Source organism: Pseudogemmobacter sonorensis (assembly GCF_042762395.1).
Taxonomy (GTDB): Bacteria; Pseudomonadota; Alphaproteobacteria; order Rhodobacterales; family Rhodobacteraceae; genus Pseudogemmobacter; species Pseudogemmobacter sonorensis.
The window spans coordinates 1-24,451 of the sequence record NZ_JBEFZE010000046.1 but is presented as its reverse complement, the minus strand read 5'-3'; the positions used below and the strand labels follow the sequence as shown (position 1 = coordinate 24,451).

Annotated in this window: 27 protein-coding genes; 21 read left to right on the top strand and 6 right to left on the bottom strand. The window is 67.7% G+C overall.

All coding sequences use genetic code 11. From position 1 onward, the window contains the following. The 12 genes from ABNX41_RS20305 to ABNX41_RS20250 form a co-directional block, all read left to right on the top strand. Positions 1-780 (top strand): S1C family serine protease (locus ABNX41_RS20305; RefSeq protein WP_438671513.1); only part of this gene is annotated, 780 nt, incomplete at its 5' end. Positions 781-966: 186 nt separating this feature from the next. Beyond that, positions 967-1,152, top strand: coding sequence for a hypothetical protein (locus ABNX41_RS20300; RefSeq protein ID WP_438671512.1), 186 nt, complete (start codon positions 967-969; stop codon positions 1,150-1,152). 279 nt (positions 1,153-1,431) lie between these two features. Beyond that, positions 1,432-1,992 carry a NifU family protein gene (locus ABNX41_RS20295; RefSeq protein WP_438671511.1) on the top strand — a complete coding sequence of 187 codons (561 nt, stop codon included), beginning with the start codon at positions 1,432-1,434 and terminating at the stop codon, positions 1,990-1,992. After that, positions 1,979-2,608, top strand: coding sequence for a tRNA (adenosine(37)-N6)-threonylcarbamoyltransferase complex dimerization subunit type 1 TsaB (tsaB, locus tag ABNX41_RS20290; RefSeq protein ID WP_438671516.1), 630 nt, complete (start codon positions 1,979-1,981; stop codon positions 2,606-2,608). Before ABNX41_RS20295 ends, tsaB begins: the two co-directional genes overlap by 14 nt. After that, on the top strand, positions 2,601-3,047 hold the full coding sequence (gene rimI, locus ABNX41_RS20285; protein ID WP_438671510.1) for a ribosomal protein S18-alanine N-acetyltransferase: 447 nt from the start codon (positions 2,601-2,603) through the stop codon (positions 3,045-3,047). The genes tsaB and rimI overlap by 8 nt, the downstream gene beginning before the upstream one ends. Before the next feature lie 190 nt (positions 3,048-3,237). Then, entirely contained in the window at positions 3,238-4,266 is a 1,029-nt protein-coding gene (locus ABNX41_RS20280) for a BMP family lipoprotein (protein ID WP_438671509.1), read from the top strand. 9 nt (positions 4,267-4,275) lie between these two features. Then, positions 4,276-5,883, top strand: coding sequence for an ABC transporter ATP-binding protein (locus ABNX41_RS20275; RefSeq protein ID WP_438671508.1), 1,608 nt, complete (start codon positions 4,276-4,278; stop codon positions 5,881-5,883). Beyond that, positions 5,883-6,986, top strand: a complete 1,104-nt coding sequence (locus tag ABNX41_RS20270) for an ABC transporter permease (protein ID WP_438671507.1) — start codon at positions 5,883-5,885, stop codon at positions 6,984-6,986. Before ABNX41_RS20275 ends, ABNX41_RS20270 begins: the two co-directional genes overlap by 1 nt. After that, entirely contained in the window at positions 6,986-8,026 is a 1,041-nt protein-coding gene (locus ABNX41_RS20265) for an ABC transporter permease (RefSeq protein ID WP_438671506.1), read from the top strand. Before ABNX41_RS20270 ends, ABNX41_RS20265 begins: the two co-directional genes overlap by 1 nt. A 47-nt stretch (positions 8,027-8,073) precedes the next feature. Next, entirely contained in the window at positions 8,074-8,877 is an 804-nt protein-coding gene (locus ABNX41_RS20260; protein ID WP_438671505.1) for a purine-nucleoside phosphorylase, read from the top strand. A 79-nt stretch (positions 8,878-8,956) separates the two neighbouring features. After that, positions 8,957-9,877: a sulfite exporter TauE/SafE family protein gene (locus tag ABNX41_RS20255; protein WP_438671504.1), complete on the top strand. Its 921-nt coding sequence runs from the start codon at positions 8,957-8,959 to the stop codon at positions 9,875-9,877. Positions 9,878-9,897: 20 nt separating this feature from the next. Beyond that, positions 9,898-10,665 carry a TIGR02186 family protein gene (locus tag ABNX41_RS20250; protein ID WP_438671515.1) on the top strand — a complete coding sequence of 256 codons (768 nt, stop codon included), beginning with the start codon at positions 9,898-9,900 and terminating at the stop codon, positions 10,663-10,665. Between the two features lie 13 nt (positions 10,666-10,678). On the opposite strand, the gene ABNX41_RS20245 is transcribed toward ABNX41_RS20250, so the two are convergent. Then, complete coding sequence (locus ABNX41_RS20245; protein WP_438671503.1) at positions 10,679-10,957, bottom strand: accessory factor UbiK family protein; 279 nt, start codon at positions 10,955-10,957, stop codon at positions 10,679-10,681. Positions 10,958-11,104: 147 nt separating this feature from the next. Here ABNX41_RS20245 and lgt point away from each other — a divergent pair, with 147 nt between their 5' ends. The 4 genes from lgt to ABNX41_RS20225 all read left to right on the top strand — a co-directional run bounded on the left by lgt (position 11,105) and on the right by ABNX41_RS20225 (position 14,258). After that, complete coding sequence (lgt, locus tag ABNX41_RS20240; RefSeq protein ID WP_438671502.1) at positions 11,105-11,989, top strand: prolipoprotein diacylglyceryl transferase; 885 nt, start codon at positions 11,105-11,107, stop codon at positions 11,987-11,989. Continuing rightward, the gene (locus ABNX41_RS20235) at positions 11,986-13,053 is read left to right on the top strand and encodes a class I SAM-dependent methyltransferase (protein ID WP_438671501.1); all 1,068 of its coding nucleotides are present in this window, start codon (positions 11,986-11,988) and stop codon (positions 13,051-13,053) included. Before lgt ends, ABNX41_RS20235 begins: the two co-directional genes overlap by 4 nt. A 15-nt stretch (positions 13,054-13,068) precedes the next feature. Then, positions 13,069-13,818 carry a peptidoglycan editing factor PgeF gene (gene pgeF / locus ABNX41_RS20230; RefSeq protein ID WP_438671500.1) on the top strand — a complete coding sequence of 250 codons (750 nt, stop codon included), beginning with the start codon at positions 13,069-13,071 and terminating at the stop codon, positions 13,816-13,818. Positions 13,819-14,045: 227 nt separating this feature from the next. Continuing rightward, complete coding sequence (locus ABNX41_RS20225) at positions 14,046-14,258, top strand: hypothetical protein (RefSeq protein WP_438671499.1); 213 nt, start codon at positions 14,046-14,048, stop codon at positions 14,256-14,258. Positions 14,259-14,776: 518 nt separating this feature from the next. Here ABNX41_RS20225 and ABNX41_RS20220 read toward each other — a convergent pair. Then, a complete protein-coding gene (locus tag ABNX41_RS20220) occupies positions 14,777-15,277 on the bottom strand; it encodes an Lrp/AsnC family transcriptional regulator (RefSeq protein ID WP_438671498.1) in 501 nt (166 codons plus the stop codon). Positions 15,278-15,522: 245 nt separating this feature from the next. On the opposite strand from ABNX41_RS20220, the gene trxB reads away from it, so the two are divergent. After that, a complete protein-coding gene (gene trxB / locus ABNX41_RS20215; RefSeq protein WP_438671497.1) occupies positions 15,523-16,464 on the top strand; it encodes a thioredoxin-disulfide reductase in 942 nt (313 codons plus the stop codon). Positions 16,465-16,538: 74 nt separating this feature from the next. Here the strand turns inward: trxB and ABNX41_RS20210 are convergent, their stop codons facing one another. The 3 genes from ABNX41_RS20210 to ABNX41_RS20200 form a co-directional block, all read right to left on the bottom strand. Continuing rightward, a complete protein-coding gene (locus ABNX41_RS20210; RefSeq protein WP_438671496.1) occupies positions 16,539-17,042 on the bottom strand; it encodes a cytochrome b in 504 nt (167 codons plus the stop codon). Positions 17,043-17,192: 150 nt separating this feature from the next. Beyond that, complete coding sequence (locus ABNX41_RS20205; protein WP_438671495.1) at positions 17,193-17,444, bottom strand: DUF1150 family protein; 252 nt, start codon at positions 17,442-17,444, stop codon at positions 17,193-17,195. A gap of 5 nt (positions 17,445-17,449) precedes the next feature. Further along, on the bottom strand, positions 17,450-17,893 hold the full coding sequence (locus ABNX41_RS20200; protein ID WP_438671494.1) for an Hsp20 family protein: 444 nt from the start codon (positions 17,891-17,893) through the stop codon (positions 17,450-17,452). A gap of 247 nt (positions 17,894-18,140) precedes the next feature. Here ABNX41_RS20200 and ABNX41_RS20195 point away from each other — a divergent pair, with 247 nt between their 5' ends. The 3 genes from ABNX41_RS20195 to ABNX41_RS20185 all read left to right on the top strand — a co-directional run bounded on the left by ABNX41_RS20195 (position 18,141) and on the right by ABNX41_RS20185 (position 20,119). Beyond that, positions 18,141-18,359, top strand: a complete 219-nt coding sequence (locus ABNX41_RS20195; protein ID WP_438671493.1) for a YdcH family protein — start codon at positions 18,141-18,143, stop codon at positions 18,357-18,359. Between the two features lie 143 nt (positions 18,360-18,502). Further along, complete coding sequence (purE, locus tag ABNX41_RS20190) at positions 18,503-18,988, top strand: 5-(carboxyamino)imidazole ribonucleotide mutase (RefSeq protein WP_438671514.1); 486 nt, start codon at positions 18,503-18,505, stop codon at positions 18,986-18,988. A 51-nt stretch (positions 18,989-19,039) separates the two neighbouring features. Next, the gene (locus ABNX41_RS20185) at positions 19,040-20,119 is read left to right on the top strand and encodes a 5-(carboxyamino)imidazole ribonucleotide synthase (RefSeq protein WP_438671492.1); all 1,080 of its coding nucleotides are present in this window, start codon (positions 19,040-19,042) and stop codon (positions 20,117-20,119) included. Positions 20,120-20,150: 31 nt separating this feature from the next. On the opposite strand, the gene dnaE is transcribed toward ABNX41_RS20185, so the two are convergent. Beyond that, on the bottom strand, positions 20,151-23,654 hold the full coding sequence (gene dnaE, locus ABNX41_RS20180) for a DNA polymerase III subunit alpha (protein ID WP_438671491.1): 3,504 nt from the start codon (positions 23,652-23,654) through the stop codon (positions 20,151-20,153). A gap of 223 nt (positions 23,655-23,877) precedes the next feature. On the opposite strand from dnaE, the gene ABNX41_RS20175 reads away from it, so the two are divergent. Then, positions 23,878-24,451 (top strand): 2Fe-2S iron-sulfur cluster-binding protein (locus tag ABNX41_RS20175; RefSeq protein WP_438671490.1); only part of this gene is annotated, 574 nt, incomplete at its 3' end.

Here is a 24,451-nt window from a genome sequence, read left to right as displayed (position 1 = left end):
TCCCCCGGCCTTGGCACCGCCCCCGGCGCGGCCCCGATCCGCGCGCCCGGCAGCGGCGCCCCTGCGCCGGAAAGCCCGCCCCTGGGCACCGCGCCCCCGGGCTCCACCCCCGCCAGCCCGCCCGCCGTCGTGGCCGAAACGCCCAGAGAGCCGGTCAGCGGCACCATCGCGGGCTCGGGCTCGGGCTTCTACATCGCGCCCACCGTTCTGGTGACAGCCGCCCATGTGATCGAGGGCTGCTCGGCGGTCGCCATGATCGACGGCACACCGCTTGAGATCCTTGCCGCCGATGTCTCGCTGGATGTGGCGGTTCTGGGCGGCGCCACCGATGCCGGGGCCTGGCTGCGGCTTTCGGCGCTTGAGGTGCCCCGGCTGGGCGAGGCGGTGACCGCGCTCGGCTATCCCTATTACACCAGCCTCGACCAGGGTCTGACCGTCACCAGCGGCAATGTCAGCGCGCTGCGCGGCGCCGACGGCTCGTCGAACCGGGTGATGATCACCGCGCCGGTCCAGCCGGGGAACTCGGGCGGGCCGCTTCTGAACAAGAAGGGCGCGGTGATCGGCGTCGTGGTCAGCCGGATGGACGACCTGGCCGTGCTGGAGGAAACCGGAAGCCTGCCGCAGAACATGAATTTCGCCGTGCCTTCGGGCCCGCTTCTGACCTTCCTTGCGCAAAACCGGATCTCGCGCCCGCAGGGCGACGGCACGGGCGGCGACATTTCGGGCGAGGTGCCCGAAGGCGTGGCCCATGCGGTGGTGCCGCTGCACTGCTACCAGTAAGGCCCCCCAAGACACCTGCCCAAAGCCCGCCCCCCCGGCGGGCTTTCGCTGTGATGACCGTTTCGATGGCGGCGCAGCCATGCCCGAAGCGCAAGGCGGGACTGCTCAATCATGGGTTTTCTGCGCCGCAGCATCAGCCTATCTAGATCACGTGGGAGTATGACCCTTTTATGAGGACGCACGAGAATGTCGGTGCAACAAGCCCTGAAAACCGCCGAAGCCCAGCCGGTCAATGCCGCCCTGGTCGAGGCTGCCGCGAACGCCTCGGTGGTCTATCACTCGGCCGAGCGTGAAATCCTGCGCCATGTCGAGTTGCGCTCGCTGAGCGCGGTCGAGCAGATGTATACCTATTTCGGCGCCGATCTCGCCTGATCGGACTCCGCGCCTGCGGCGCGAGACCGCGCTCCAGTCTGGCCTTCGGCGGCCTCTCGAACCCGGCCGGGCGATGCCCGCGCGCGAAAGCGGCCGAGAAACGGCCCCCGGCACGGGTTCTGCCGCCCCCCGAGGTTCTTTCCGGGCGATGCGCCCAACCGGCGTTTCGGCGCGATTGTTCCCCCGCCGCGGTTGACTTGCGCCCCACCCGCGCGCATATCCGACAGGTATCGCCCGGGCGGGGGTCCGCCTTGGCCTGAGCCCCCCGGAGGCCCGATCATGTTCATCCAGACCGAATCCACGCCGAACCCCGCCACGCTGAAGTTCCTTCCTGGCCAGCAGGTGCTTGAGGCGGGAACCGCCGACTTCCCCTCGGCCGAGGCCTCGGCCAAATCGCCCCTGGCCACGCGCATCTTCGCGGCGGGCGGGGTCGAGGGCGTCTTCCTCGGCATCGACTTCATCACCGTGACCAAGGCCGAGGGCGTGGACTGGCCCCATATCAAGCCCCAGATCCTCGGCGCGATCATGGAGCATTACCAGTCCGGCGCCCCGGTGATCGAGGGCGAGGCCGGATCCGCCCATGGCACCAACTTCGACGAGGCCGATGGCGAGATCGTCCAGCAGATCAAGGAACTCCTCGACACCCGCGTCCGCCCCGCCGTGGCGCAGGACGGTGGCGACATCACCTTCCACGGCTTTGACCGCGGCGTGGTCTATCTGCATATGCAGGGCGCCTGCGCGGGCTGCCCCTCTTCGACGCTGACGCTCAAGATGGGGATCGAGAACCTCTTGCGCCACTACATCCCCGAAGTGACCGAGGTGCGCCCTGTCGCGGCCTGAAACCTCACCGGCGACGATCACGCTGGCATTCGACACATCGGCGGCGCATTGCGCCGCCGCTTTGCTCTTGCCCGGCCGGGTCTTGCTGCGCCGGGAGGAGATGGCGAAGGGACAGGCCGAGCGGCTGATGCCGCTGCTGGAGGAATTGCTGGCCGAGGCCGGGATCGGCTGGCGCGACCTGACGCGGATCGCCGTCGGCACCGGGCCGGGGAATTTCACCGGCATCCGCATCGCGGTCGCCGCCGCGCGCGGGCTGGCGCTTGGCCTCGGCATCCCCGCCATCGGCGTGACCCGGCTTGAGGCGCTGGCCCATGGCCTGCCCCGCCCGCTCACCGTGGTCGAGGATGCCAGGCGCGGCGAGATCTATCTTCAACGATTCCTTGAAGAAAGCGCCGACCCGGCCCGGCTGGTCCCGGCCGGAACCCGCCTGCCCGGGGGCGCGCTGACCGGCAGTGCGGCCGGGCCCGGGGGCCTTTCCCCCGCGATGCCCCTGGCCGAGGCCATGGCCCGGATCGGGGCCGCCCGCGCGCCCGGACCCCGGCCCGCGCCCTTCTACCTGCGCGGTGCCGATGCCGCCCCCCCTGCCGACCCGCCGCCGGTGATCCTTGATGCCTGAGCCCGGGCCGGGCGCCCCCGATCCGGCGCGGCTCGCCGCCCTCCATGCCGCCAGTTTCACCACGCCGCGCCCCTGGGACGCGGCCGAGATCGCCGGGCTTCTGGCCTCGGCCCCCGTCTTCGTGCTGGAAGAGGCGGGGGGCTTCCTCATCGGTCGGGCCATCGCGGGCGAGGCCGAATTGCTGACGCTTGCCGTGGCACCCGCGCGGCGCAGGCAGGGGCTGGGGCGACGCCTGGTCGAGGGCTTTCTGACCCGGGCCCGCGCGCTTCAGGCCGAGACCGCATTTCTTGAGGTCTCGGCGGAAAATCCCGCCGCCATCGCGCTTTACGAATCGCTGGGCTTCCGGCGCGCCGGGGTCCGGCGCGGCTATTACGCCGCCCCGGACGGCCAGCGCATCGACGCCATCGTCATGACCCGGACGCTCGCCCCCCCGCCCTGAGCCCCCAATTGCCGGTTTTTCCGCAGCCAGCGCCGCCGGGCCGGGCTTCGTCGCCCCCGAGTTCGGAATCGCTCTTGACCCCCACTTCGGCTTCATCGCTATCATGGCAGCAATCCGACCCGCGACCGGCGGCCCTCCCTGGGCGCAGGGCACCGAGGCCGGAACATCTTGAAGCAACGGGAGAAGACCTATGACCTTCCTGAAATCCCTGACCGGAACCATGGCGGGCGCCTTGGCCGGGGCCTGCGCCACGCTGGCGCTGACGGCGGGCGGCGCGCTGGCCGAGCCCGCGCTGATCTTCGATCTGGGCGGCAAATTCGACAAGAGCTTCAACGAAGCCGCCTATAACGGCGCCGAGAAATGGGCGGCCGAGACCGGCGGCACCTATCGCGAGATCGAGATGCAGGACGAGGCGCAGCGCGAGCAGGCGCTTCGCCGCCTGGCCGAGGCCGGATCGAACCCGATCGTGACCACCGGCTTTGCCATGTCCGACCCGATCACCAAGGTCGCCCCCGATTTCCCCGACACCAAATTCGTCACCATCGACGGCTGGGTCGACCCCGAAGCCCATCCCAATGTGCTGTCGATCGGCTTTTCGGAGCATGAGGGCTCGTATCTGGTCGGCATGATCGCGGCGCTGTCGTCGAAGACCGGCACCATCGGCTTCGTCGGCGGCATGGATATCCCGCTGATCCGCAACTTCGCCTGCGGCTATGCCCAGGGCGCCGTCGCGGTGAACCCCGAGATCAAGTTCGTCTCGGCCATGACCGGCACCACGCCCGCGGCCTGGAACGACCCGGTCAAGGGCGGAGAGCTTGCCAAGGCGCAGAAGGCCCAAGGCGCGGACGTGATCTTCGCCGCCGCGGGCTCGACTGGGCTGGGCATCCTGCAAGCCGTTGCAGATGAAGGAATCTACGGCATCGGCGTCGATTCGAACCAGAACTACCTTCACCCCGGCGCGATGCTGACCTCGATGCTCAAGCGCGTCGATGTCGCGGTCTACAACGCCTTCACGGCGGGCGAGGCGCTGGACACCACGCCGCAGACCCTCGACCTGGCCTCCGAAGGCGTGGGCTATGCGCTGGACGAATACAACGAGGCGCTGATCACCGCCGAGATCGCCGATGCGGTCAATGCCGCCGCCGAGAAGATCAAGTCGGGCGAGTTGACCGTGCATGACTACCGCACCGACAACACCTGCCCCGCCGCCACGTTCTGAGCGGACGGGATGCGCGCCGATGAAACCCGGGGGTGGGCGGAAACGCCCCCCCCTTCCGACGGATCCGGGCCGCCCGCCATTGAATTGCGCGGCATTTCCAAGGCCTTCGGCCCGGTCCAGGCCAACCGCGACATCAATATCGTGGTCCCCAGGGGCACGATCCACGGCATCATAGGCGAAAACGGCGCGGGCAAATCCACGCTGATGTCGATCCTTTACGGCTTCTACCGCGCCGATTCGGGCCAGATCCTTATCGGCGGCGTGCCGACACCGATCCATGACAGCCAGGCCGCCATCCGCGCGGGCATCGGCATGGTGTTCCAGCATTTCAAGCTGGTGCAGAATTTCACCGTTCTGGAGAATGTCGTGCTGGGGGCCGAGGACGGCCCGCTTCTGCGCCGCTCGCTCGCCAAGGCGCGCAAGGTGCTCGGAGACCTGTCGCGCGAATACGAACTCGACGTCGATCCCGACGCTCTGATCGAGGATCTGTCGGTCGGCCACCAGCAGCGGGTCGAGATCCTCAAGGCGCTTTACCGCCAGGCCGAGATCCTGATCCTCGACGAGCCGACCGGCGTGCTGACCCCGTCCGAGGCCGACCATCTGTTCCGCATCCTCAAGGGCCTCAGGGCGCAGGGAAAGACCGTCATCCTGATCACCCACAAGCTGCGCGAGATCATGGAGGCCACCGACAACGTCTCGGTCATGCGCAGGGGCACCATGGTCGGCACGGTCCGCACCGCCGAGACCAGCCCCGAGGCGCTGGCCGAGCTGATGGTCGGGCGCAAGGTGCTGCTGGAGGTCGAGAAGACCCCCGCCCGGCCCGGCGAGGTGGTGTTGAAGGTCGAGGATCTGCGCGTCACCGACGACCACGGGGTCGAGCGGCTGAAGGGCGTCTCGTTCCAGATCCGCGCGGGCGAGATCCTGGGCATCGCCGGCGTCGCCGGGAACGGCCAGTCCGAACTGCTCGAAGCCCTGGGCGGCATGACGCCCGCCCGCGGGCGGATCACGCTCAAGGGCGCGGAACTGCCGCTGACCGGCCCCGGCGCCGACGGCAAGAGCCGCCGCCGCGCAGGCATCGCCCATGTGCCCGAGGATCGCCACCAGCACGGGCTGATCCTTGATTTCGCGGCATGGGAGAATGTCGCCTTCGGCTATGACGACGACAGCCGCTACGGCGCGGGCTGGCTGATCGACAATGCCGCGCTCAGGGCCGATACCGCGCGCAAGATGGAAACCTTCGATGTGCGGCCGCCGCTGCCGCCGCTGGCGGCGAAAAGCTTCTCCGGCGGCAACCAGCAAAAGATCGTCGTCGCGCGCGAGATCGAGCAGAACCCCGAGCTTTTGCTGATCGGCCAGCCGACGCGCGGCGTCGATATCGGCGCCATCGAATTCATCCACAAGCAGATCGTCGCGCTGCGCGACCAGGGTAAGGCGATCCTGCTGGTCTCGGTCGAGCTGGACGAGATCATGTCGCTTTCCGACCGGATCGCGGTGATGTTCGACGGCCGCCTGATGGGCGAGCGCGCGCCCGACCAGACCGACGAGCGCGAGCTGGGCCTGTTGATGGCCGGGATGGACAGCGCCGATCCCGCCGCCCCGAGGGGAGAACCCGCCTGATGGAACGTCTTCCCCGCTGGGCCGATCTGACGCTCGTGCCGCTGGTCTCGCTGCTTCTGGCCGCGGCCATCGCCGCGCTGATGATCCTTGCCATCGGCCAGGACCCGCGCGAGGCGATCAGCACCATGATCCAGGGCAGCCTGATGGATGCAAGGGGCTGGGGCTATACGCTTTACTACACCACCAGCTTCATCTTCACCGGGCTTGCCGTGACCGTGGCCTTCCATGCCAGCCTTTTCAACATCGGCGGCGAGGGCCAGGCCCAGTTGGGCGGGCTTGGCGTCGCCCTGTGCTGCCTGATGCTGCCCTGGCCGCACTGGTCGCTGGCGCTCATCGGCGCAGCCATCGCGGCGGCCCTGTTCGGCGCGGCCTGGGCGGCGATCCCGGCCTGGCTTCAGGCCCGGCGCGGCAGCCATATCGTGATCACCACGATCATGTTCAACTATATCGCCGCCAGCCTGATGATCTACATGCTGGTCGACGTGCTGCGCCCGCCGGGCCAGCAGGACCCCTCGACCGCCTATTTCCCCCCGGCCGCGCAGATCCCCTCCCTGAACGAGATCCCGCTGCTGAATCTGATCTTCACCCGCCCGGTGCCCGCGAACATCACCCTCTTCATCGCGCTGGCGCTGGCAGTGGCGGTCTGGCTCCTCCTGTGGCGCAGTCGGCTGGGCTTCCAGATCCGCGCCTTCGGCAAATCCGAGCCCGCCGCGCGCTATGCCGGGATCAGTGCCACCCGCATCACCATGATCGCCATGCTGATCTCGGGCGGGCTGGCCGGGATGATGGCACTGAACAACGTGATGGGCGAGGCCGGGCGGCTGGTCGGCAATTCGGCCTCGGGCGCCGGTTTCATCGGCATCGCGGTGGCGCTGATGGGGCGCAACCATCCGTTCGGCGTGGTGCTGGCGGCCTTTCTCTTCGGCTTTCTCTTCCAGGGCGGGGCCGAGCTTGGCCTCTGGACCCGCATCCCGATCGAGATGCGCATCGTCGTCCAGGGTCTGGTGATTCTGTTCACCGGCGCGCTTGACGTGATGGTCAGGATGCTTCTGTCCCGGGTCTTCGCGCTGTTCGGCGGCGGCGTTCAAAAGGGGGTCGCGTGATGGATCTGAACACGCTGCTGCAACTGCTGGATTCGACGATCCGGCTTGCGACTCCGCTGCTTCTGGCCTGTATCGCCGGGCTTTATTCCGAGCGCGCGGGGATTTTCGACATCGGGCTGGAAGGCAAGATGCTGGCCGCCGCGATGTGTTCGGGCGCGGTCTCTGCGCTGGTGGCGGCCTCGACGGTCTGGCAGATCCCGCTGGGCCTGTTCACGCTGGACCTGACCTGGGCGCGGGACCTGCTGCCGCCGGTGATCTGGGGGCTGCTGGCGGGGATCCTGGGCTCGCTGATCTTCGCGCTGATCCATGGCGTGACCTCGATCACCTTCCGGGGCAACCAGTTGATCTCGGGCGTGGCGCTGAACTTCGTCGCCTCGGGGCTGACGGTGCTGGTGGCGCAGACCCTGTTCCGCCAGGGCGGGCGCACGCCCTCGCTGTCCGGGAACGCGCGTTTCGCGCCGATCGAACTGCCCTTCGCGCAGGCGCTTTCCGACGTGCCGCTGATCGGGCCCTTCTATGCCGAGGTGGTCTCGGGCCATTCCGCGCTGGTCTATGCCGCCTTCGCCATCGTCGCGCTGACCTGGTGGGTGCTTTACCGGACCCGCTTCGGCCTGCGGCTGCGGGCGGTCGGCGAAAACCCGGCGGCGGTCGACACCGCCGGGGTCTCGGTCACGCGGCTGCGCTATTCGGCGGTGATGATCACCGGCGTTCTGTGCGGCATCGCGGGCGCCTATATGGCGACCGCGCTTCAGGCCGGTTTCGGCAAGGAGATGACCGCCGGGCGCGGCTATATCGCGTTGGCCGCGCTGATCTTCGCCAAATGGCGGCCGGTGGCGGCGATGTGGGCCTGCCTGCTGTTCGGCTTTTTCCAGGCCCTGGCGCTGCGCCCCGACGTGGTGGCGAATGTGGTGCCGTTCCGCGTTCCCGGCTCGTTCATCGAGGCTTTGCCCTATATCCTCACCGTGCTGGTGCTGGCGGGCTTCGTCGGCAAGGCGATCCCGCCGCGCGCCGGGGGCGAGCCCTATGTGAAGGAACGCTGAGACCTCCATCAGCCCGCGACGACCCGCAAGAACGAAAGAGCCAGGACATGACCGATGCCACCCGCACCGCCCAACTGATCCGCGCCCGCGCCGGAGAGGAGCCCGTCCGCCTCGGGCTGATCCTGGGCTCCGGCCTTGGCCACCTGGCCCATGCGGTCGAGGGGGTGGCGATCCCCTATGGCGAGTTGCCCGGCTTTCCCGACGCCCGCGTCTCGGGCCACAATCCCAATCTTCATATCGGCATGCTGGAGGGCGTGCGCGTCGCGGTCTTCGGCGCACGCGAGCATTATTACGAGAACGGCAATGCGAGCGCGATGCGCCCGGCGCTTGAGGTGCTGCGCGAATTGGGCGCGGTCGAACTGATCCTGACCAATGCCGCCGGATCGCTGCGGCCCGACATCCGACCGGGCGACCTGATGCTGCTTTCCGACCACATCAACCAGTCCGGCCTGAACCCGCTGATCGGCGAGAAGACCGACGCGCGTTTCGTGCCGATGACCGAGGCCCACAGCCCGCGCCTGCGCGCCGCGCTGCAGGCCGCCGCCGAGGCCGAGGGCATCGCCCTGCCCGAAGGCGTCTATGCCTGGTATTCCGGCCCCTCGTTCGAGACCCCGGCCGAAATACGCATGATCCGGCTTCTGGGCGGCGATGCGGTCGGCATGTCCACCGTGCCCGAGGTGATCCTCGCCCGCTTCCTGGGGCTTGAGGTGGCGGCGATCTCGACCGTCACCAACATGGCCGCCGGGCTTTCGGACGAGAAGATCAGCCACGAGCACACCAAGGCGATGGCCCCGCTTGGTGCGGCAAAACTGGAACGCATCCTGCGCCGTTACCTGCGAGCCCTGGGCTGAGGCTTTGACTTCGGCGTCAAAGCCGCGCAAGCCTGAGGTCTGGTCTCAACCCTTCCGCTTTTTCGGTCTGTGCCCGCAGATGATGCTTTACCTTCCCATCGCCGAGGTTTCGGTCAACGCCTTCCTGCTGCTCGGTATCGGGGGCGTGGTCGGGTTCCTGTCGGGCATGTTCGGGGTGGGCGGCGGCTTTCTGATCACGCCGCTGCTGTTCTTCATCGGCGTGCCGCCGCCGATCGCGGTTGCGACCGGGGCCAATCAGGTCGTGGCCTCGTCGGTTTCCGGCGTGCTGGCGCAGATGAAGCGCAAAGCGGTGGATTTCCGCATGGGGACGGTGCTGCTCGCGGGCGGCGTCATCGGCTCGGGCATCGGGATCTGGGTGTTCGAGCTGATGAAGGCGCGCGGCCAGATCGACCTGTTCGTCCAGCTTTCCTATGTCGTCTTCCTTGGCCTGATCGGGGCGATGATGTTCAACGAATCCCTGCGCGCCCTGCTGCGCAGCCGTTCGGTGAAGCCCAGGATCCGCCGCGCCCATGTCCATAGCTGGGCGCATGGCCTGCCCCTCAAGATGAAGTTCCGCGCCTCGGGACTTTACATCTCGGTCATCCCGCCCACGCTGATCGGCGCCTTCGTGGGCTTTCTGGCCGCGATCATGGGGGTGGGCGGCGGCTTCATCCTGGTGCCCGCGATGATCTATCTGCTGGGGATGCCGACCAAGGTGGTGATCGGCACCTCGCTTTTCCAGATCATCTTCGTCACCGGCTTCACCACGATCATGCATGCGGTCACCAGCCAGACCGTGGACATGATGCTGGCGCTGCTGCTGATCCTGGGGGGCGTCATCGGGGCGCAGGTCGGCGCGCAGGTCGGGCTGAAGCTGAAGGCCGAGCAGTTGCGCGTCCTGCTGTCGCTTCTGGTGCTGGCGGTGGCCATCCGCATCGCCGCCGACCTTCTGATCCGCCCGGACGAGCTTTACTCGGTCACGCCGGGGCTCCTGCCATGATCCCGATCTTCATCCGGGCCATGATCCGGGTCGGCCTGTGCCTTGCCGCCCTGTGCTGGCCCCTTGCCGCATCGGCCGAGGGCGAGAGCATCGTCTCGGGCCTCAGCCAGACCCGCGTCGCCATCACCGCCGATTTCGACGGTTCCGAGATCCTGGTCTATGGCGCGGTCAAGCGCGAGAGCGCCATCCCCGACAGCCGCCTCGACGTGATCGTCACCGTCGAGGGGCCCGAGGGTCCGGTGACCGTCCGCCGCAAGGACCGCATCGCCGGGATATGGATCAACGATGCCGCCGTGGGGATCGACAGCGCCCCCACCTTCTATGCCGTCGCAACGACCCGGGGGCTTGAGCGGATCCTGTCCTCGACCGACGATCACCGCCACCGCATCACCATCGACCGGCTGATCCGCGCGGTCGGGATCGCCGATCCGGCGCTGGAGCATGAGGACTTCATCCGCGGCCTGATCCGGGTGCGCACCGCCGAAGGGCGCTACCGGCAGCTTGAGCGCACCATCGAACTCAGCGAGGACACGCTGTTTCGCGCCGATATTGCCCTGCCCGCCAACCTGACCGAGGGCGAATACCGGGTGCGGATGTTCCTTCTGCGCGAGCGCAACGTGATCGCGGTGCAGGAAAAGACCATCAACGTCCGCAAGGAGGGGCTGGAGCGCGCGATCTACAACCTCTCGCAAGAACAACCGCTGATCTATGGCGTGCTGTCGCTCGTGCTGGCGGCGCTGGCGGGCTACGGCGCCTCGGCGGCGTTCCGGCTGCTGCGCCGGGGCTGAGGCACCGCGAGGATCAGGCGTCCTTGCGCGGCTTGGCCTTGGAGGCGGATTTCTCCGCCGCCTCAAGCGCCTCGATACGCGCGAGCAGGGCGGCGTTCTCCTCGCGGGCCTTGACGGCCATGGCGCGCACGGCGTCGAATTCCTCGCGGGTGACGAAATCCTTCCCCGCCATCCAGCGGTCGATCATGCTCTTGAACGCGGTCTCCGCCTCGGTCCGCGCGCCCTGCGCCACGCCCATGGCATTGGTCACAAGCTGGCTCATGTCGTCGAAGAACTTGCTGCGGGTCTGCATGGCGCACCTTTTTCCTTGGCCTGCCCCCTATATGCGCAGGCAGGGCCCCCACCACAAGGGCAGAGCCGCGCCGCCGGCCCCCGGTTGACTTCCCCCCCGCGCGCGAAGACAACGCGAGGACAACCGGGCCAGCGCCAAGGAGACAGCATGATCGCCTTTCCGAACCTGTCCCCCGACATCTTCAGCTTCGAGCTGTTCGGCATGACCATCGCTTTGCGCTGGTATGCGATGGCCTATATCGTCGGGCTGCTTGCGGGCTGGTGGATCGTGCTGCGCGCGGTCCGGGCCGAACATCTGTGGCGGCCGGGATCCGCGCCGCTGACCCCCGAACAGGTGGAGCGGCTGCTGACCTGGGTCATCTTCGGCGTCATCCTGGGCGGGCGGCTCGGCTATGTGCTGTTCTATGCGCCCGGTCAATATCTGCGCGACCCCCTGGGCGCCCTGCGGGTGTGGGAGGGCGGCATGTCCTTCCACGGCGGCTTCCTGGGCGTAGTCGCCGCCGGGCTGCTGTTTGCCCGCAAGGAAGGGGTCGCGCCACTTTCGCTGGGCGATCTTTTCGCGCTGGCGGTGACGCCGGGGCTGTTCCTCGGACGGCTCTCCAACTTCGTCAATGCCGAGCTTTGGGGCCGTCCGACCGACCTGCCCTGGGGCGTGGTCTTCCCGGGCGAGGCGGCGCAGGACTGCCCCGGCATCGTCACCCTCTGCGCCCGCCACCCCAGCCAGCTTTACGAGGCGCTGCTTGAGGGGCTGATCCTTGGCGCGCTGATCTTCTGGCTGGTCTGGCGGCGCGGATGGCTGCGCTTTCCGGGCCGGGTGATGGGCGTCTTCATCGCGGGCTACGGGATCGCGCGTTTCGCGGTCGAATTCCTGCGCCAGCCGGATGCGCAATTCGTCTCGCCCGGCAATCCGCTGGGGCTGGCGCTGCACTGGGGCGGCTGGGGCCTGACCATGGGCCAGATCCTGTGCCTGCCGATGATCGCGGCCGGGCTGTGGTTCATCCTGCGCGCCAGGGCCTCGGGGCAGGCCGCATGACGGCGCTGGCGGCGATCCTTGCCCGCCGCATACGCGAGACCGGGCCGATGACGCTGGCCGAATACATGACCGAATGCCTGCTGCACCCCCGGCACGGCTATTACGCCACCCGCGATCCGTTCGGAACCGGCGGGGATTTCATCACCGCGCCCGAGATCAGCCAGATGTTCGGCGAATTGCTGGGGCTGGCGCTGGCGCAATACTGGCTGGATCTGGGCACCCCCGCCCCCTTCACCCTGGCCGAGACCGGCCCCGGGCGCGGCACGCTGATGGCCGATGTCCTGCGCGCGACGCGGGGCGTGCCAGGATTTCACGCCGCCGCCCGCGTGGCGCTGGTCGAGGCCTCGGCCCATCTGCGCGGGGTTCAGGCGCAGGTGCTGGCGGATTACCCGGTCGAATGGCTGCCCGATGCCGCCGCCCTGCCCGAGGGCCCGCTCTTCTTGCTCGCCAACGAATTCTTCGACGCCCTGCCGATCCGCCAGTTCACCCGCCGGGGCGGCGGCTGGTCCGAGACCATGGTCGGGCTTTCCGAGACCGGCGCGCTCGGCTTCGGCCACGCCCCCCCGCTGCCGCTGGCGGCGCTGGAGCCGCGCCTGACGGATCTGGCCGAGGGCGATACGGTCGAGATCTGCCCCGCCGCCGTTCCGGTGATGCAGTCCATCGCCGGACGGGTCGCGCGGCACGGCGGGCTCGCGCTGATCGTCGACTATGGCGACTGGCACAGCCGGGGCGACACGTTCCAGGCGCTGCGCGCGCATCGCTACATCCATCCCTTGTCCGACCCCGGCGCGGCCGATCTGACCGCGCATGTCGATTTCGCGGCACTGGCGCGGGCGGCGGGCGCGGCGGGCGCGGCTTGCGCCTATACGACGCAAGGCGATCTGCTGAACCGGCTCGGCCTGCCGCAGCGGGCCGCGAAACTGGCCGAGCGCCTGACCGGAGGCCCGCTGGAGGCCCATCTTGCTGCCGTGCGGCGCTTGACTGCCGCGCAGGAAATGGGAACCTTGTTCAAGGCGCTGGCCGTCCATCCGCCCGGCGCACCGCCGCCCCCGGGATTCCCCTGATGGCCGAGGCCCAGAATGCTTGAGATCATCACCTCCGACGCCCTGCCCTTCCGCCATGGCTTCTTCACCCGCAAGGGCGGCGCCTCGTCGGGGATCTTCGCCGGGCTGAACTGCGGGCCGGGTTCGTCCGACCAGTCGGAGATCGTCGCGATCAACCGCGCCCGCGTGGCCGAGGCGATGGGGGTCGGGGCCGGGGGGCTTGTCGTGCTGGACCAGGTGCATTCCGCCGATGTGGTGACGGTGACCGGGCCGCGTTCGGACCGGCCGCGCGCGGATGCGCTGGTGACCGACGTGCCCGGGTTGGCGCTCTCGGTGCTGACCGCCGATTGCCAGCCCGTCCTCTTCGCCGATCCCGAGGCGCGGGTGATCGGCGCCGCCCATGCCGGCTGGCGCGGCACATTCGAGGGCGTGCTGGAGGCCACGCTGGACGCGATGGAAGGACTGGGGGCCCGGCGCGGGCAGATCCGCGCCGTGATCGGCCCGACGATCAGCCAGGCCTCGTATGAGGTCGGGCAGGAATTCCTCGACACCTTCCTGACCGAGGACCGGCTGAACGGGCGGTTCTTCGCCAACAGCCCTTCGGGGCGCTATCTGTTCGACCTTCCGGCCTTCGGGCTGCACCGGCTGCGCCAGGCGGGAATCGGCCATGCCGAATGGACCCGCCATTGCACCTATCGCGATTCGGAGCGGTTCTTCAGCTATCGCCGCACCACCCATGCCGGTGAGGCCGACTATGGCAGGCTGATCTCGACCATCCGGCTGTGACCCGCCACGGGGCTGCCGCAATTGCCGGGGGCGGTCCGCGAAGGCGCGGCTGAAATCCCCTGAAAACCATGGCCGATCCGGCGGTTCGGCAACAGTCTGGCACTTTCGTCCCGATTGTCCCGGTTTCGGAAATGGCCGCATTCCGGCGCCAATCCGTCCAATCCCTGCCCCATTGATCCGCGATTCTGCACTCAGCCCCGGAGAGGGTATGTTGAGGAGTGCAGGACATGACCAAGGACATTCAGACCGAGCGCCGCTGGCTTCGCTCCGTGATCGCCGCATCGGCCGAGCCGCTGCCCAGCTTTCCCTGGATGCGCGGCCATCGCAGCCGCCCCGCAAGCCTGACCGCAGGGCAGGAGAACAATCGAGAGATCGCCGCACTTGCCCCGACCGCGCAGGTGCCGCTGTTCGGGCGCAGCGGCGCGATCGCCGCGCGCTGACGGCAACCAATCACCCGCGACCGGGCCCGGCCGCCGAAAGGCGCCCGGGCCGCAGCCGTTTGCCCGAATCGTGGCTTGTCGGCTTTCGAGCCCCGAATTCTGCCGCATCTTCGAATCGAATTTGGCTGATTCGCCACCGCCCCCAGCCACAATCGGCCGCATTCCGGCCCCGGCCAAAGACAATCCCCCCGTCTATCCGGCTTCGTTTCCAAACGAGATCGAGTTGCGGCAATCCTTTGACAGAGGGCCGCATTTCCGCCATCTTCAATCGCAGCAGTTGTCCCTGCATTGTGTAAGACTCGTCTGGCGGATCATCGTAATACCCTTTCGCGGCCTCCGAACACCGGAACGCGGGGCACGGACCGCCAGAGACCGGCCTTCGCGCTCACGAAGACCGGATCGGTTCAGACAGGCGGCCCCGGTGTTCCTCTGACACCACGAAGGGGCCGCTTTTCTGCTTGAGGATCAGGCGTTTCGCCGGACGGCCCCCTGCCGCGCCAAAGCGGCAGGCCGCAGCCTCAGGCGTTGCGGGCCAGCCGCTCCTCAAGCACCTCGAAGGGCACGCCGGGTTCGTCCTTGGCGCAACGGATGACAAGGCTGGTCTTCACATTGGCCACGTTCGGCGCCTTGAGCAATTCGCTGGTCAGAAAGCCCTGGAAGGTCGACAGGTCGGGCGAGACACATTTCAGGATGAAGTCGATCTCGCCGTTCAGCATGTGGCATTCGCGGACCAGCGGCCAGGCGCGGCACCTGGCCTCGAAGGCGGAAAGATCCGACTCGGCCTGAGAGGTCAGCCGCACCATGGCGAAGACCGACACTTCGAACCCCAGCTCGCGCGCGTCGATATCGGCGTGATATCCGGAGATGAAACCCTGCTCCTCCAGCGTGCGCACCCGGCGCAGGCAGGGCGGCGCGGAAATGCCGACGCGGCTGGCAAGCTCGACATTGGTCATCCGGCCATCGGCCTGAAGCTCGGCCAGGATGCGCCGGTCGATCTCGTCAAGCTTGTGGCCGGGCATGTCTCTCTCCTTGGTCCGCAGCCTGTCTAGGGCTTTGCCCCCCGTCACGCAACAAAGTTTCGCATGGGAAGCGTTTTCGCCGGGCAGCGTTGCGTTCGACGCAGGCCCGGCGCAACGGCCCGCCTCGGGGCGGCAAAAGCTCCATGGCGGGATCTGTCCATGCAAGGGGACCAGGCGTCGAACGGGGCTTTCGGCGCAGGGAAGCCATGTCTATATCGAACCCCTGTAACGGGAAAGGGCCAATCATGGGCGAGACGCGGCACAGCAAGGTTCTGATCATCGGTTCGGGGCCTGCGGGCTATACGGCGGCGGTCTATTCGGCGCGGGCGATGCTGGCGCCGGTATTGATCCAGGGCATGCAGCCCGGCGGGCAGTTGACCATCACCACCGAGGTCGAGAACTGGCCCGGCCACAAGACCGTGCAGGGCCCCGACCTGATGGTCGAGATGGAAGAACACGCCCGCGAGATGGGGGCCGAGATCGTCGGCGACCATATCACCGCGCTGGACCTGTCGCGCCGCCCCTTCACGGCCACAGGCGATTCCGGCACCACCTATACCGCCGATGCGCTGATCCTTGCCACCGGCGCGCAGGCGAAATGGCTGGGCCTGCCCTCGGAAGAGAAGTTCAAGGGCTTCGGCGTCTCGGCCTGCGCCACCTGCGACGGCTTCTTCTATCGCGGGCGCGAGGTGGTTGTGATCGGCGGCGGCAATACCGCGGTGGAAGAGGCGCTCTTCCTGACCAATTTCGCCTCGAAAGTGACGGTGGTGCACCGCCGCGATAGTTTCCGCGCCGAAAAGATCATGCAGGACCGGCTGTTCAAGAATCCCAAGATCGAGGTGGTCTGGGACAGCGAGGTGACCCAGGTCCTGGGGACCGAGGCGCCCCTGGGGGTCACCGCCGTCCGGCTGCGCAACCTCAAGACCGGGACGGAGCGCGATCTGCCCTGCGACGGCTTCTTCGTCGCGATCGGGCATGCGCCCGCGTCCGAACTGGTCAAGGACCAGCTTGAGCTGCATTCCGGCGGCTATGTGAAGGTCGAGCCCGGCACCACCCGCACCTCGATCCCCGGCGTTTTCGCGGCCGGCGACCTGACCGACCATGTCTATCGCCAGGCGGTGACCTCGGCGGGCATGGGCTGCATGGCGGCGCTGGATGCCGAACGCTGGCTGGCCGAGCAGGAGTAGGCCCCGGGGGACGACGCCCCGGGGGCAGGGCTGCGCGCCCCGGGGAGGGATTTCGGACAGGGACGGATTTCGGATCAGCCCGGGCGCAGCATCCGCAGCAGCGTGCCGTCCTTCAGCACGAACTGGTGGAACAGCGCCGCCAGCGCATGGCCCGCCGCAAGCAGCAAGATCAGGTTGGCCATCAGCATATGCGGCCCCGCCGCCGCCTCCTGCCCACCGAACCAGGCGACCATCCCGGCAAGCGGCATCAGCAGGATCAGAAGATATAGCAGGCCATGGACGGCATGGGCCAGCTTGCCGGTGATCCCGTGCGGCGCGGGCGGCGCGCCACGGCGCAGCCGAAGAATGATACGGATCACCGCCAGGACGAAGACCGCGACCCCCAGCCAGACATGCAGCATGGCGTTCGGGACCGTGACCTCGGCCCCTTGCAGGCGCTGGAACAGCGCCCGCCCCATGCCGCTTCCGGCGAAATAGTTCACGACAATGCCCAAGGCGATCAGCCAGTGAAGGGCGATCTGGGCCGGGCCGTATCCGGCGGGTCTGGTCCTGGGGGATTTCGCTTGCGATGTGGTCATGGCTGGCCTCCTGCTTTCGGTGTCGATGGCGCGAGTCCTTGGGAAGGATACGCCAGAACGCAGGAATTCCGTCTTTCCTGCGGCGCGGTGCCGCAGGAAAATCCGTCACATCTTTGGCCGGTCAGGGCCGATACCGTTGCGGGCCCGGCCTCAATGCACGCTGACCGGCGCGAAATCATGCGCCTTGGCCAGATGGAAGGCGAGATTGCGGTCCGCGACCAGCGCCAGGCGCCGCCCGTTCGGCGCATGGACCGAATAGATCACCTCGGCCTCGCCGACCTGCTCGCGCATTTCGGCCTGCGCCTCTTGCGGCAATTCGGCGGCCAGATCGGCCACCGCGATCGGGCGGACATAGACGATCCGCTCGGCATCCTCGGGAAAACCTTTGAATGGCGTGTTCATTTTCATCACCCCTTTCCGTTCGAAGCGCCACCGCGCGAGATGGCGATGGTCTGGACCACGCTTTCCGGCACCTGACGCTCCAGATCTATGTGCAACAGCCCGTGTTCCATCCGGGCGCCCGCCACCCGCACCCCATCGGCCAGCACGAAGCTGCGCTGGAACGCGCGCGAGGCGATGCCGCGATGCAGATAGACCCGTTCCTGCGGGCCCGCGCCCTCGGCCACGCGGCCGCGGATGACAAGCTGGCGGTCCTCGATGGTGATCGCCAGATCCTCCTCGCGAAAGCCCGCGACGGCGAGGGTGATGCGATAGGCGTTTTCCGAGACCGCCTCGATGTTATAGGGCGGATAGCCGCCCTCGGCGCCGGATTTGGCGGTGCGCTCGACCAGGCGTTCCAACTGTTCGAACCCCAGAAGGAAGGGATGCGCGCCGAAGCTGAGTTTCGTCATTCCTCGACTGTCCTTTGCATAAAGCGACAATTCGCGGCGCCGACCCCATCGGGCATCGGGCGCCATATAGGGAAATATGGGGCGCGGGACGGCCGCTCGCAACCCCCGCGGCGGTGTTGGAGGCCGGTAGGGAGCGGCGGATGCGAAGACCGGAGGGAATCGCAGAAAAGCCTTGCGTGATTCTTCACCGAATCAAAAGATTTCCTATATCCTGCAACGACCAGCCAGCCGGAAGACCTGCCCTGCCATGAATGCCCCCTCGGAAATGAGTTTCGAAGAAATGATTCGCGTGAAGCTTGAGGTGCTGCGCCGAGAGCACCGCGACCTCGACGAGGCGATCCATGCGCTTGAGACCAACGGCAGGCCCGACCAACTGACGCTGCGGCGGCTCAAGAAGCAAAAGCTTGCGCTGAAGGACCAGATCACCGCGATCGAGGACCGGCTGATCCCCGATATCATCGCCTGATCCGGCCGCACCCGCTTTGGCTTGCCCCCCCGGGCATTCCCCTGTATCGGCGAAAACGGCCCCGACCGCTGGCGATCCGGGGCCGCATGATCCGGCAAAGCCGCGCCACCAGCGGGCAGGGCCGCACAGCAGGGGCAATGGATATGGGCATCGCCGTCGGCATCATCATGGGGTCGCAATCCGACTGGGCCACGATGAAGGAGGCCGCGCTGATCCTAGACGAACTGGGGATCGGCTATGAAAGCCGGATCGTCTCGGCCCATCGCACGCCGGACCGGCTGTGGTCCTACGGCAAGAGCGCGGTCGAGCGCGGGCTGAAGGTGATCATCGCGGGCGCCGGGGGCGCGGCGCATCTGCCGGGGATGATGGCCTCGAAAACCCGGGTGCCGGTGATCGGCGTGCCGGTCCAGACCCGGGCGCTTTCGGGCGTGGACAGCCTTTATTCCATCCTTCAGATGCCCAAGGGCTTTCCCGTCGCCACCATGGCGATCGGCGCGGCGGGGGCGGCCAATGCCGGGCTGATGGCGGCGGGAATCCTTGCCATATCGGACGAGGGCATCGCCGCAAGGCTGGACGCCTGGCGCGCGGCGCTTTCGGCCTCGATCCCCGAAGAACCCAAGGACGACTGAGCGCGTCTTTCACAGGCCCGGCCCGGGCCTCAGCAGGCAGGACCACGACAGATGACAGCCCCAATCGCCCCGCTCCCCCCCGGCGCCGTGATCGGCATTCTCGGGGGCGGCCAGTTGGGCCGGATGCTCTCGGTCGCGGCCAGCAGGCTGGGCTATCGCTGCCATGTGTTCGAGCCCGCCCCCCAGGCTCCGGCGGGCCATGTCGCCGAACGGCTGGTCACCGCCGGATATGACGACGAGGCCGCGCTGCGCGACTTTGCCGCCGGGGTCGACGTGATCACCTATGAATTCGAGAACGTGCCGACCCGGGCGCTCGACCTGCTGGAATCCCTGCGCCCGATCCGGCCGAACCGCCGCGCGCTTGCGGTCGCGCAGGACCGCATCGCCGAGAAGGGGTTCCTCAACGGGATCGGCCTTGAAACCGCCCCCTGGGCCGAGGTGAATTCGGAGGCCGACCTGCGCGCCGCCGTGGCGCGGATCGGGCTGCCCGCCGTGCTGAAGACCACCCGGCTGGGCTATGACGGCAAGGGCCAGGCCCGGCTGACCGAGGAAGCCGACATCCCCGCCGCCTGGGCCGCGATGGCGGGCGCGCCCGCGGTGCTGGAAGGTTTCATCGCCTTCGAGCGCGAGATTTCGGTGGTGGCGGCGCGGGGGCTCGACGGTGCGATCTCGGCCTTCGACCCGGGCGAGAACATCCATGAGGGCGGGATCCTGCGCACCACGACCCTGCCCGCGCGGATCGGCGCGGCGCGGCGCTCGGATGCCGTGCTGATCGCCGCGCGCATCCTGAACGCGCTGGATTACGTCGGCGTGATGGGGGTCGAGCTGTTCGTGACCCCCTCGGGCCTTCTGGTCAACGAAATCGCGCCCCGGGTGCATAATTCGGGCCACTGGACCCAGGCGGGCTGCGCGGTCGATCAGTTCGAGCAGCATATCCGCGCGGTGGCCGGCCTCCCGCTGGGCGATGGCAAGCGCCATGCCGATGTGGTGATGGAGAACCTGATCGGCGACGACATCGACCGCCTGCCCGCGCTTTTGCGCGCGCCCGACACCTCGGTCCATCTCTATGGCAAGACCGAGGCCCGGCCGGGCCGCAAGATGGGCCATGTGAACCGCATCCTCAGGGGCTGAACGGAAACGCCCGCCGATACCGGGGGCCGCCTCAGGCCTCTTCCACCATCACGACGCCCTGCACCGCCTTCAGCGCGCCCTTGAGCTGGGGCGTGACCGGATAGGGATCGCGCAATTCCAGATCGACCTCGCGCCCGGCCGCGTCCGGGACGCAAAGAGTGATGCGCGCCCGCGCCCGGCCCGAGGCCTTCGCCAGCAGCGCCGCGATCGCGGCCACCGCCTCTTCGCGGTTCAGATGGATGCGCAGATCCGCCGCCCCGGCCTGATCGGCCACCGAATCGATGGGCGAGACGCTGTTCACCAAGAGCTTGACGCCTTCGCCATCGGGATCGACCCGGACCGACAGCACCACATTGCAGCCCGGCTCAAGCAATTCGCGCGATTGCTCCAGCACGTCCGAGAAGACCGTCGCCTCGTAAAGCCCGGTCGGGTCGGAGCAGGCCACGAAGGCGAAACGGTTGCCCTTGGCCGATTTGCGCTCTTGCCGCGCGCTGACCGCCGCCGCGATCTTGGCGACGAAGGGCTGACCCTTCTGCACCGCCTGAAGGGTGATCTCGGACAGGGTCAAGACGCCCTGCCGCTTCAGCGCGGGCATGTAATCGTCCAGCGGATGGCCCGAGAGGTAGAAGCCCACCGCCTGATGCTCGTGCCCCAGCCGCTCCACCGGCAGCCAGTCGTCGCATTGCGGCAGCCGCGGCTCGGGAATGTCCGAGCCCGCCTCGCCGAAGAGCGAGACCTGCGCCGAGCCCGCCGCCTCATGCACCGCCGCCGAATAGGCGACCAGCGCGTCCAGCGCCTGGAAGATGCGGGCGCGGTTGGGCTCCAGCGCCTCGAAGGCGCCCGCGCGGGCCAGCATTTCCAGGGGCCGCTTGCCGATCCGCTTCAGGTCGACCCGGCGGGCGAAATCGAAGATCGAGGCGAAGGGTTTCTCGCGCCCCTCGACCCGACGCGCGGCGGTGATCATGTTCATCGCCTCGACGCCCACGTTCTTCAGGGCGCCAAGGGCATAGATCACCCGGCCGTCGCGCACATCGAAGGTGGCAAGGCTCTGGTTCACGCAGGGCGCCACCGTCTCGACCCCCATCCGGTCAAGCTCGCGCTTGTAGACGGCCAGCTTGTCGGTCAGATGGATATCGCAATTCATGACGCCCGCCATGAATTCCTCGGGGTGGTTGGCCTTCAGCCATCCGGTCTGGTAGCTGACCACCGCATAGGCGGCGGCATGCGACTTGTTGAAGCCGTAATTGGCGAATTTCTCCAGCAGGTCGAAGACCTCGCCCGATTTCTTGGCGTCGATCCCGTGGGTCTTGGTGCAGCCCTCGACGAATTTCGGCCGCTCCTTGGCCATTTCCTCGGCGATCTTCTTGCCCATGGCGCGGCGCAACAGGTCGGCGCCGCCCAGGCTGTAGCCGGCCATGACCTGCGCGATCTGCATCACCTGTTCCTGGTAGACGATGATGCCCTGGGTTTCCTTCAGGATATGGTCGATGGTCGGATGGATCGATTCGAGTTCCCGGCTGCCGTTCTTCACCTCGCAATAGGTCGGGATGTTCTCCATCGGCCCGGGACGGTAAAGCGCCACCAGCGCCACGATATCCTCGATACAGGTGGGCTTCATGCGCCGCAGCGCATCCATCATGCCCGAGCTTTCCACCTGGAACACCGCCACCGTGCGCGCCGCCGCGTAAAGCGCATAGGTCGCCGGATCGTCCAGCGGGATGTGGCCGATGTCGTTCTCGGTCCCCGGCTTCGGCGCGTAAAGCTGGCGGCCGTCGCGGGCCACATGCAGCGGGCGGTCGTTCTTGCGGATCAGCTCGATCGCATTCTGGATCACCGTCAGCGTCTTGAGGCCGAGGAAGTCGAATTTCACCAGCCCCGCAGCTTCCACCCATTTCATGTTGAACTGCGTCGCCGGCATGTCGGATCGCGGGTCCTGGTAAAGCGGCACCAACGCGTCCAGCGGCCTGTCCCCGATCACCACCCCGGCGGCGTGGGTGCCCGCATTGCGGTAAAGCCCCTCGATCTGCTGGGCATAGGCCAGAAGACGCTCCACCACCTCTTCCTTCGCGGCCTCGCGCAGGCGCGGCTCATCGGCCAGCGCCTTGGTGATCGAGACGGGCTTGACGCCCTCGACCGGGATCATCTTCGACAGCCGGTCCACCTGGCCATAGGACATCTGGAGGACCCGCCCCACGTCGCGCACGGCGGCCTTGGAGAGAAGCGCGCCGAAGGTGATGATCTGGGCGACCTTGTCGCGGCCGTATTTGCCCTGCACATACTGGATCACCTCCTCGCGGCGATCCATGCAGAAGTCGATGTCGAAATCCGGCATCGAGACCCGCTCGGGGTTCAGGAACCGCTCGAACAGCAGCGCATAGCGCAGGGGATCCAGATCGGTGATCAAGAGCGCATAGGCCACCAGCGAGCCCGCGCCCGACCCCCGCCCCGGCCCGACCGGGATATCGTGCTCCTTCGCCCATTTGATGAAATCCGAAACGATGAGGAAATAGCCCGGAAACCCCATCTTCTCGATGATGCCGAGCTCGAAGCGCAGCCGCTCCTCGTATTCCTCGCGCTTTGCTGCCAGCGGGATCACCGCAAGGCGCTTTTCCAGCCCCTCCCAGGCCTGGCGACGCAGTTCCTCCACCTCGTCATCGGCGAATCTGGGCAGGATCGGCTTGCGCTTGTAGGCCATGAAGGCGCAGCGGCGGGCGATCTCGACGGTATTGGCCACCGCCTCGGGCAGGTCGGCGAAAAGCGCGACCATCTCGGATTCGGATTTGAAGTAATGCTGCGGGGTCAGGCGGCGGCGCGGCTCCTGCTGGTCGACATAGGCGCCCTCCGCGATGCAGATCATCGCGTCATGCGCCTCATACATCGCGGCCTTGGGGAAGAAGACGTCATTGGTCGCGACCAACGGCAGGCCCATGTCATAGGCCATGCCCACCAGCCCGCGCTCGGACTGCGCCTCCGCCTCGGGCAGGGCGCCGCCCTCGCCGGGATGGCGCTGAAGCTCGATGTAGAGCCGCCCCGGATAGATCGCCGACAACCGCTCGCACAGGGCCCGCGCCTTGGCATCCTGCCCCAACCGCAGGAACCGCCCCAGAGGCCCGTCCGGCCCGCCGGAAAGGCAGATCACACCCTCGGCATGCGCCGCCAGCTCCTCGACCGTGACCTGGATGATCTGCCCGCCCTTGCCCAGATAAAGGCAGGAGTTCAACTTCATCAGGCTCTCGTAGCCGGTCTCGTTCTGCGCCAGCAGCACGACCGGCGCGGGCAGGCGCGGCTTTTCCCCGGGCTGCGCCGGATCGAAGGCCAGGCTGACCTGGCATCCGATGATGGGCTGAAGCCCCGCATCCTTGGCATGGCTGGAAAACTCCAGCGCACAGAACATGTTGTTGGTGTCGGTGACCGCGATCGCGGGCATCCCCGCCTCGACCGCCAGCTTGACCAGCTTCTTGACCGGCACCGCCCCTTCCAGAAGCGAATGCTCGGTATGGGTTCTCAGATGGATGAATCGCACGGGCTCGGACATGAAGACAGCCTATCAACGCCGCGAAGCGGGCGAAAGAGCGCCCGACTTTTCGGCAATCGCGTAAACTCCTTCCTCGGAGGCATCGAAAATCGCGCTTGCCTTGAATCGCATGCGCCTGCTTGATGAAATGAAAAAGCAAGGAAGGGGCGCGTCGCCAGCTTTACGCCGCATCGGGCGGGCACGCATATCGCCTCCAATGGGGAGTATCGCGGCGGAAGAACGAATGACCGCGATCGCGTTTCTCCTGAACGGAGCGCAGGTCAGCGTCTCGGACGAAAGCCCGACGCGGACCCTGCTCGACTGGCTGCGCGAAACGCGCGGGCTGAAGGGCACCAAGGAAGGCTGCAACGAAGGCGATTGCGGCGCCTGCACCGTCATGGTCAGCGACGAGAGCGGCGCAAGGGCGCTCAACGCCTGCATCCTGTTTTTGCCGCAACTCCAGGGCAAGGCCGTGCGCACGGTCGAAGGGATCCGGGGCCCGAAGGGCCAGCCCCATCCGGTGCAAGAGGCGATGGTCACCCATCACGGCAGCCAGTGCGGCTTCTGCACCCCCGGCTTCGTCGTCTCGATGGCGGTGGCGCATATGAACGGCGAAACCGCCCATGACGACACGCTCGCGGGCAACCTGTGCCGCTGCACCGGCTATGCGCCGATCATCCGCGCGGCAAAGGCCGCCGAAGCCGCCCCCGTCCCCGAATGGATGAAAACCGACCGCGCCTTCATCTTGGCCGAAATATCCCGGGGGGAGACGCCGCAGGCGGCGGGGGGCAGCGCCCCCCCCCCCCCCCCCCCCCCCC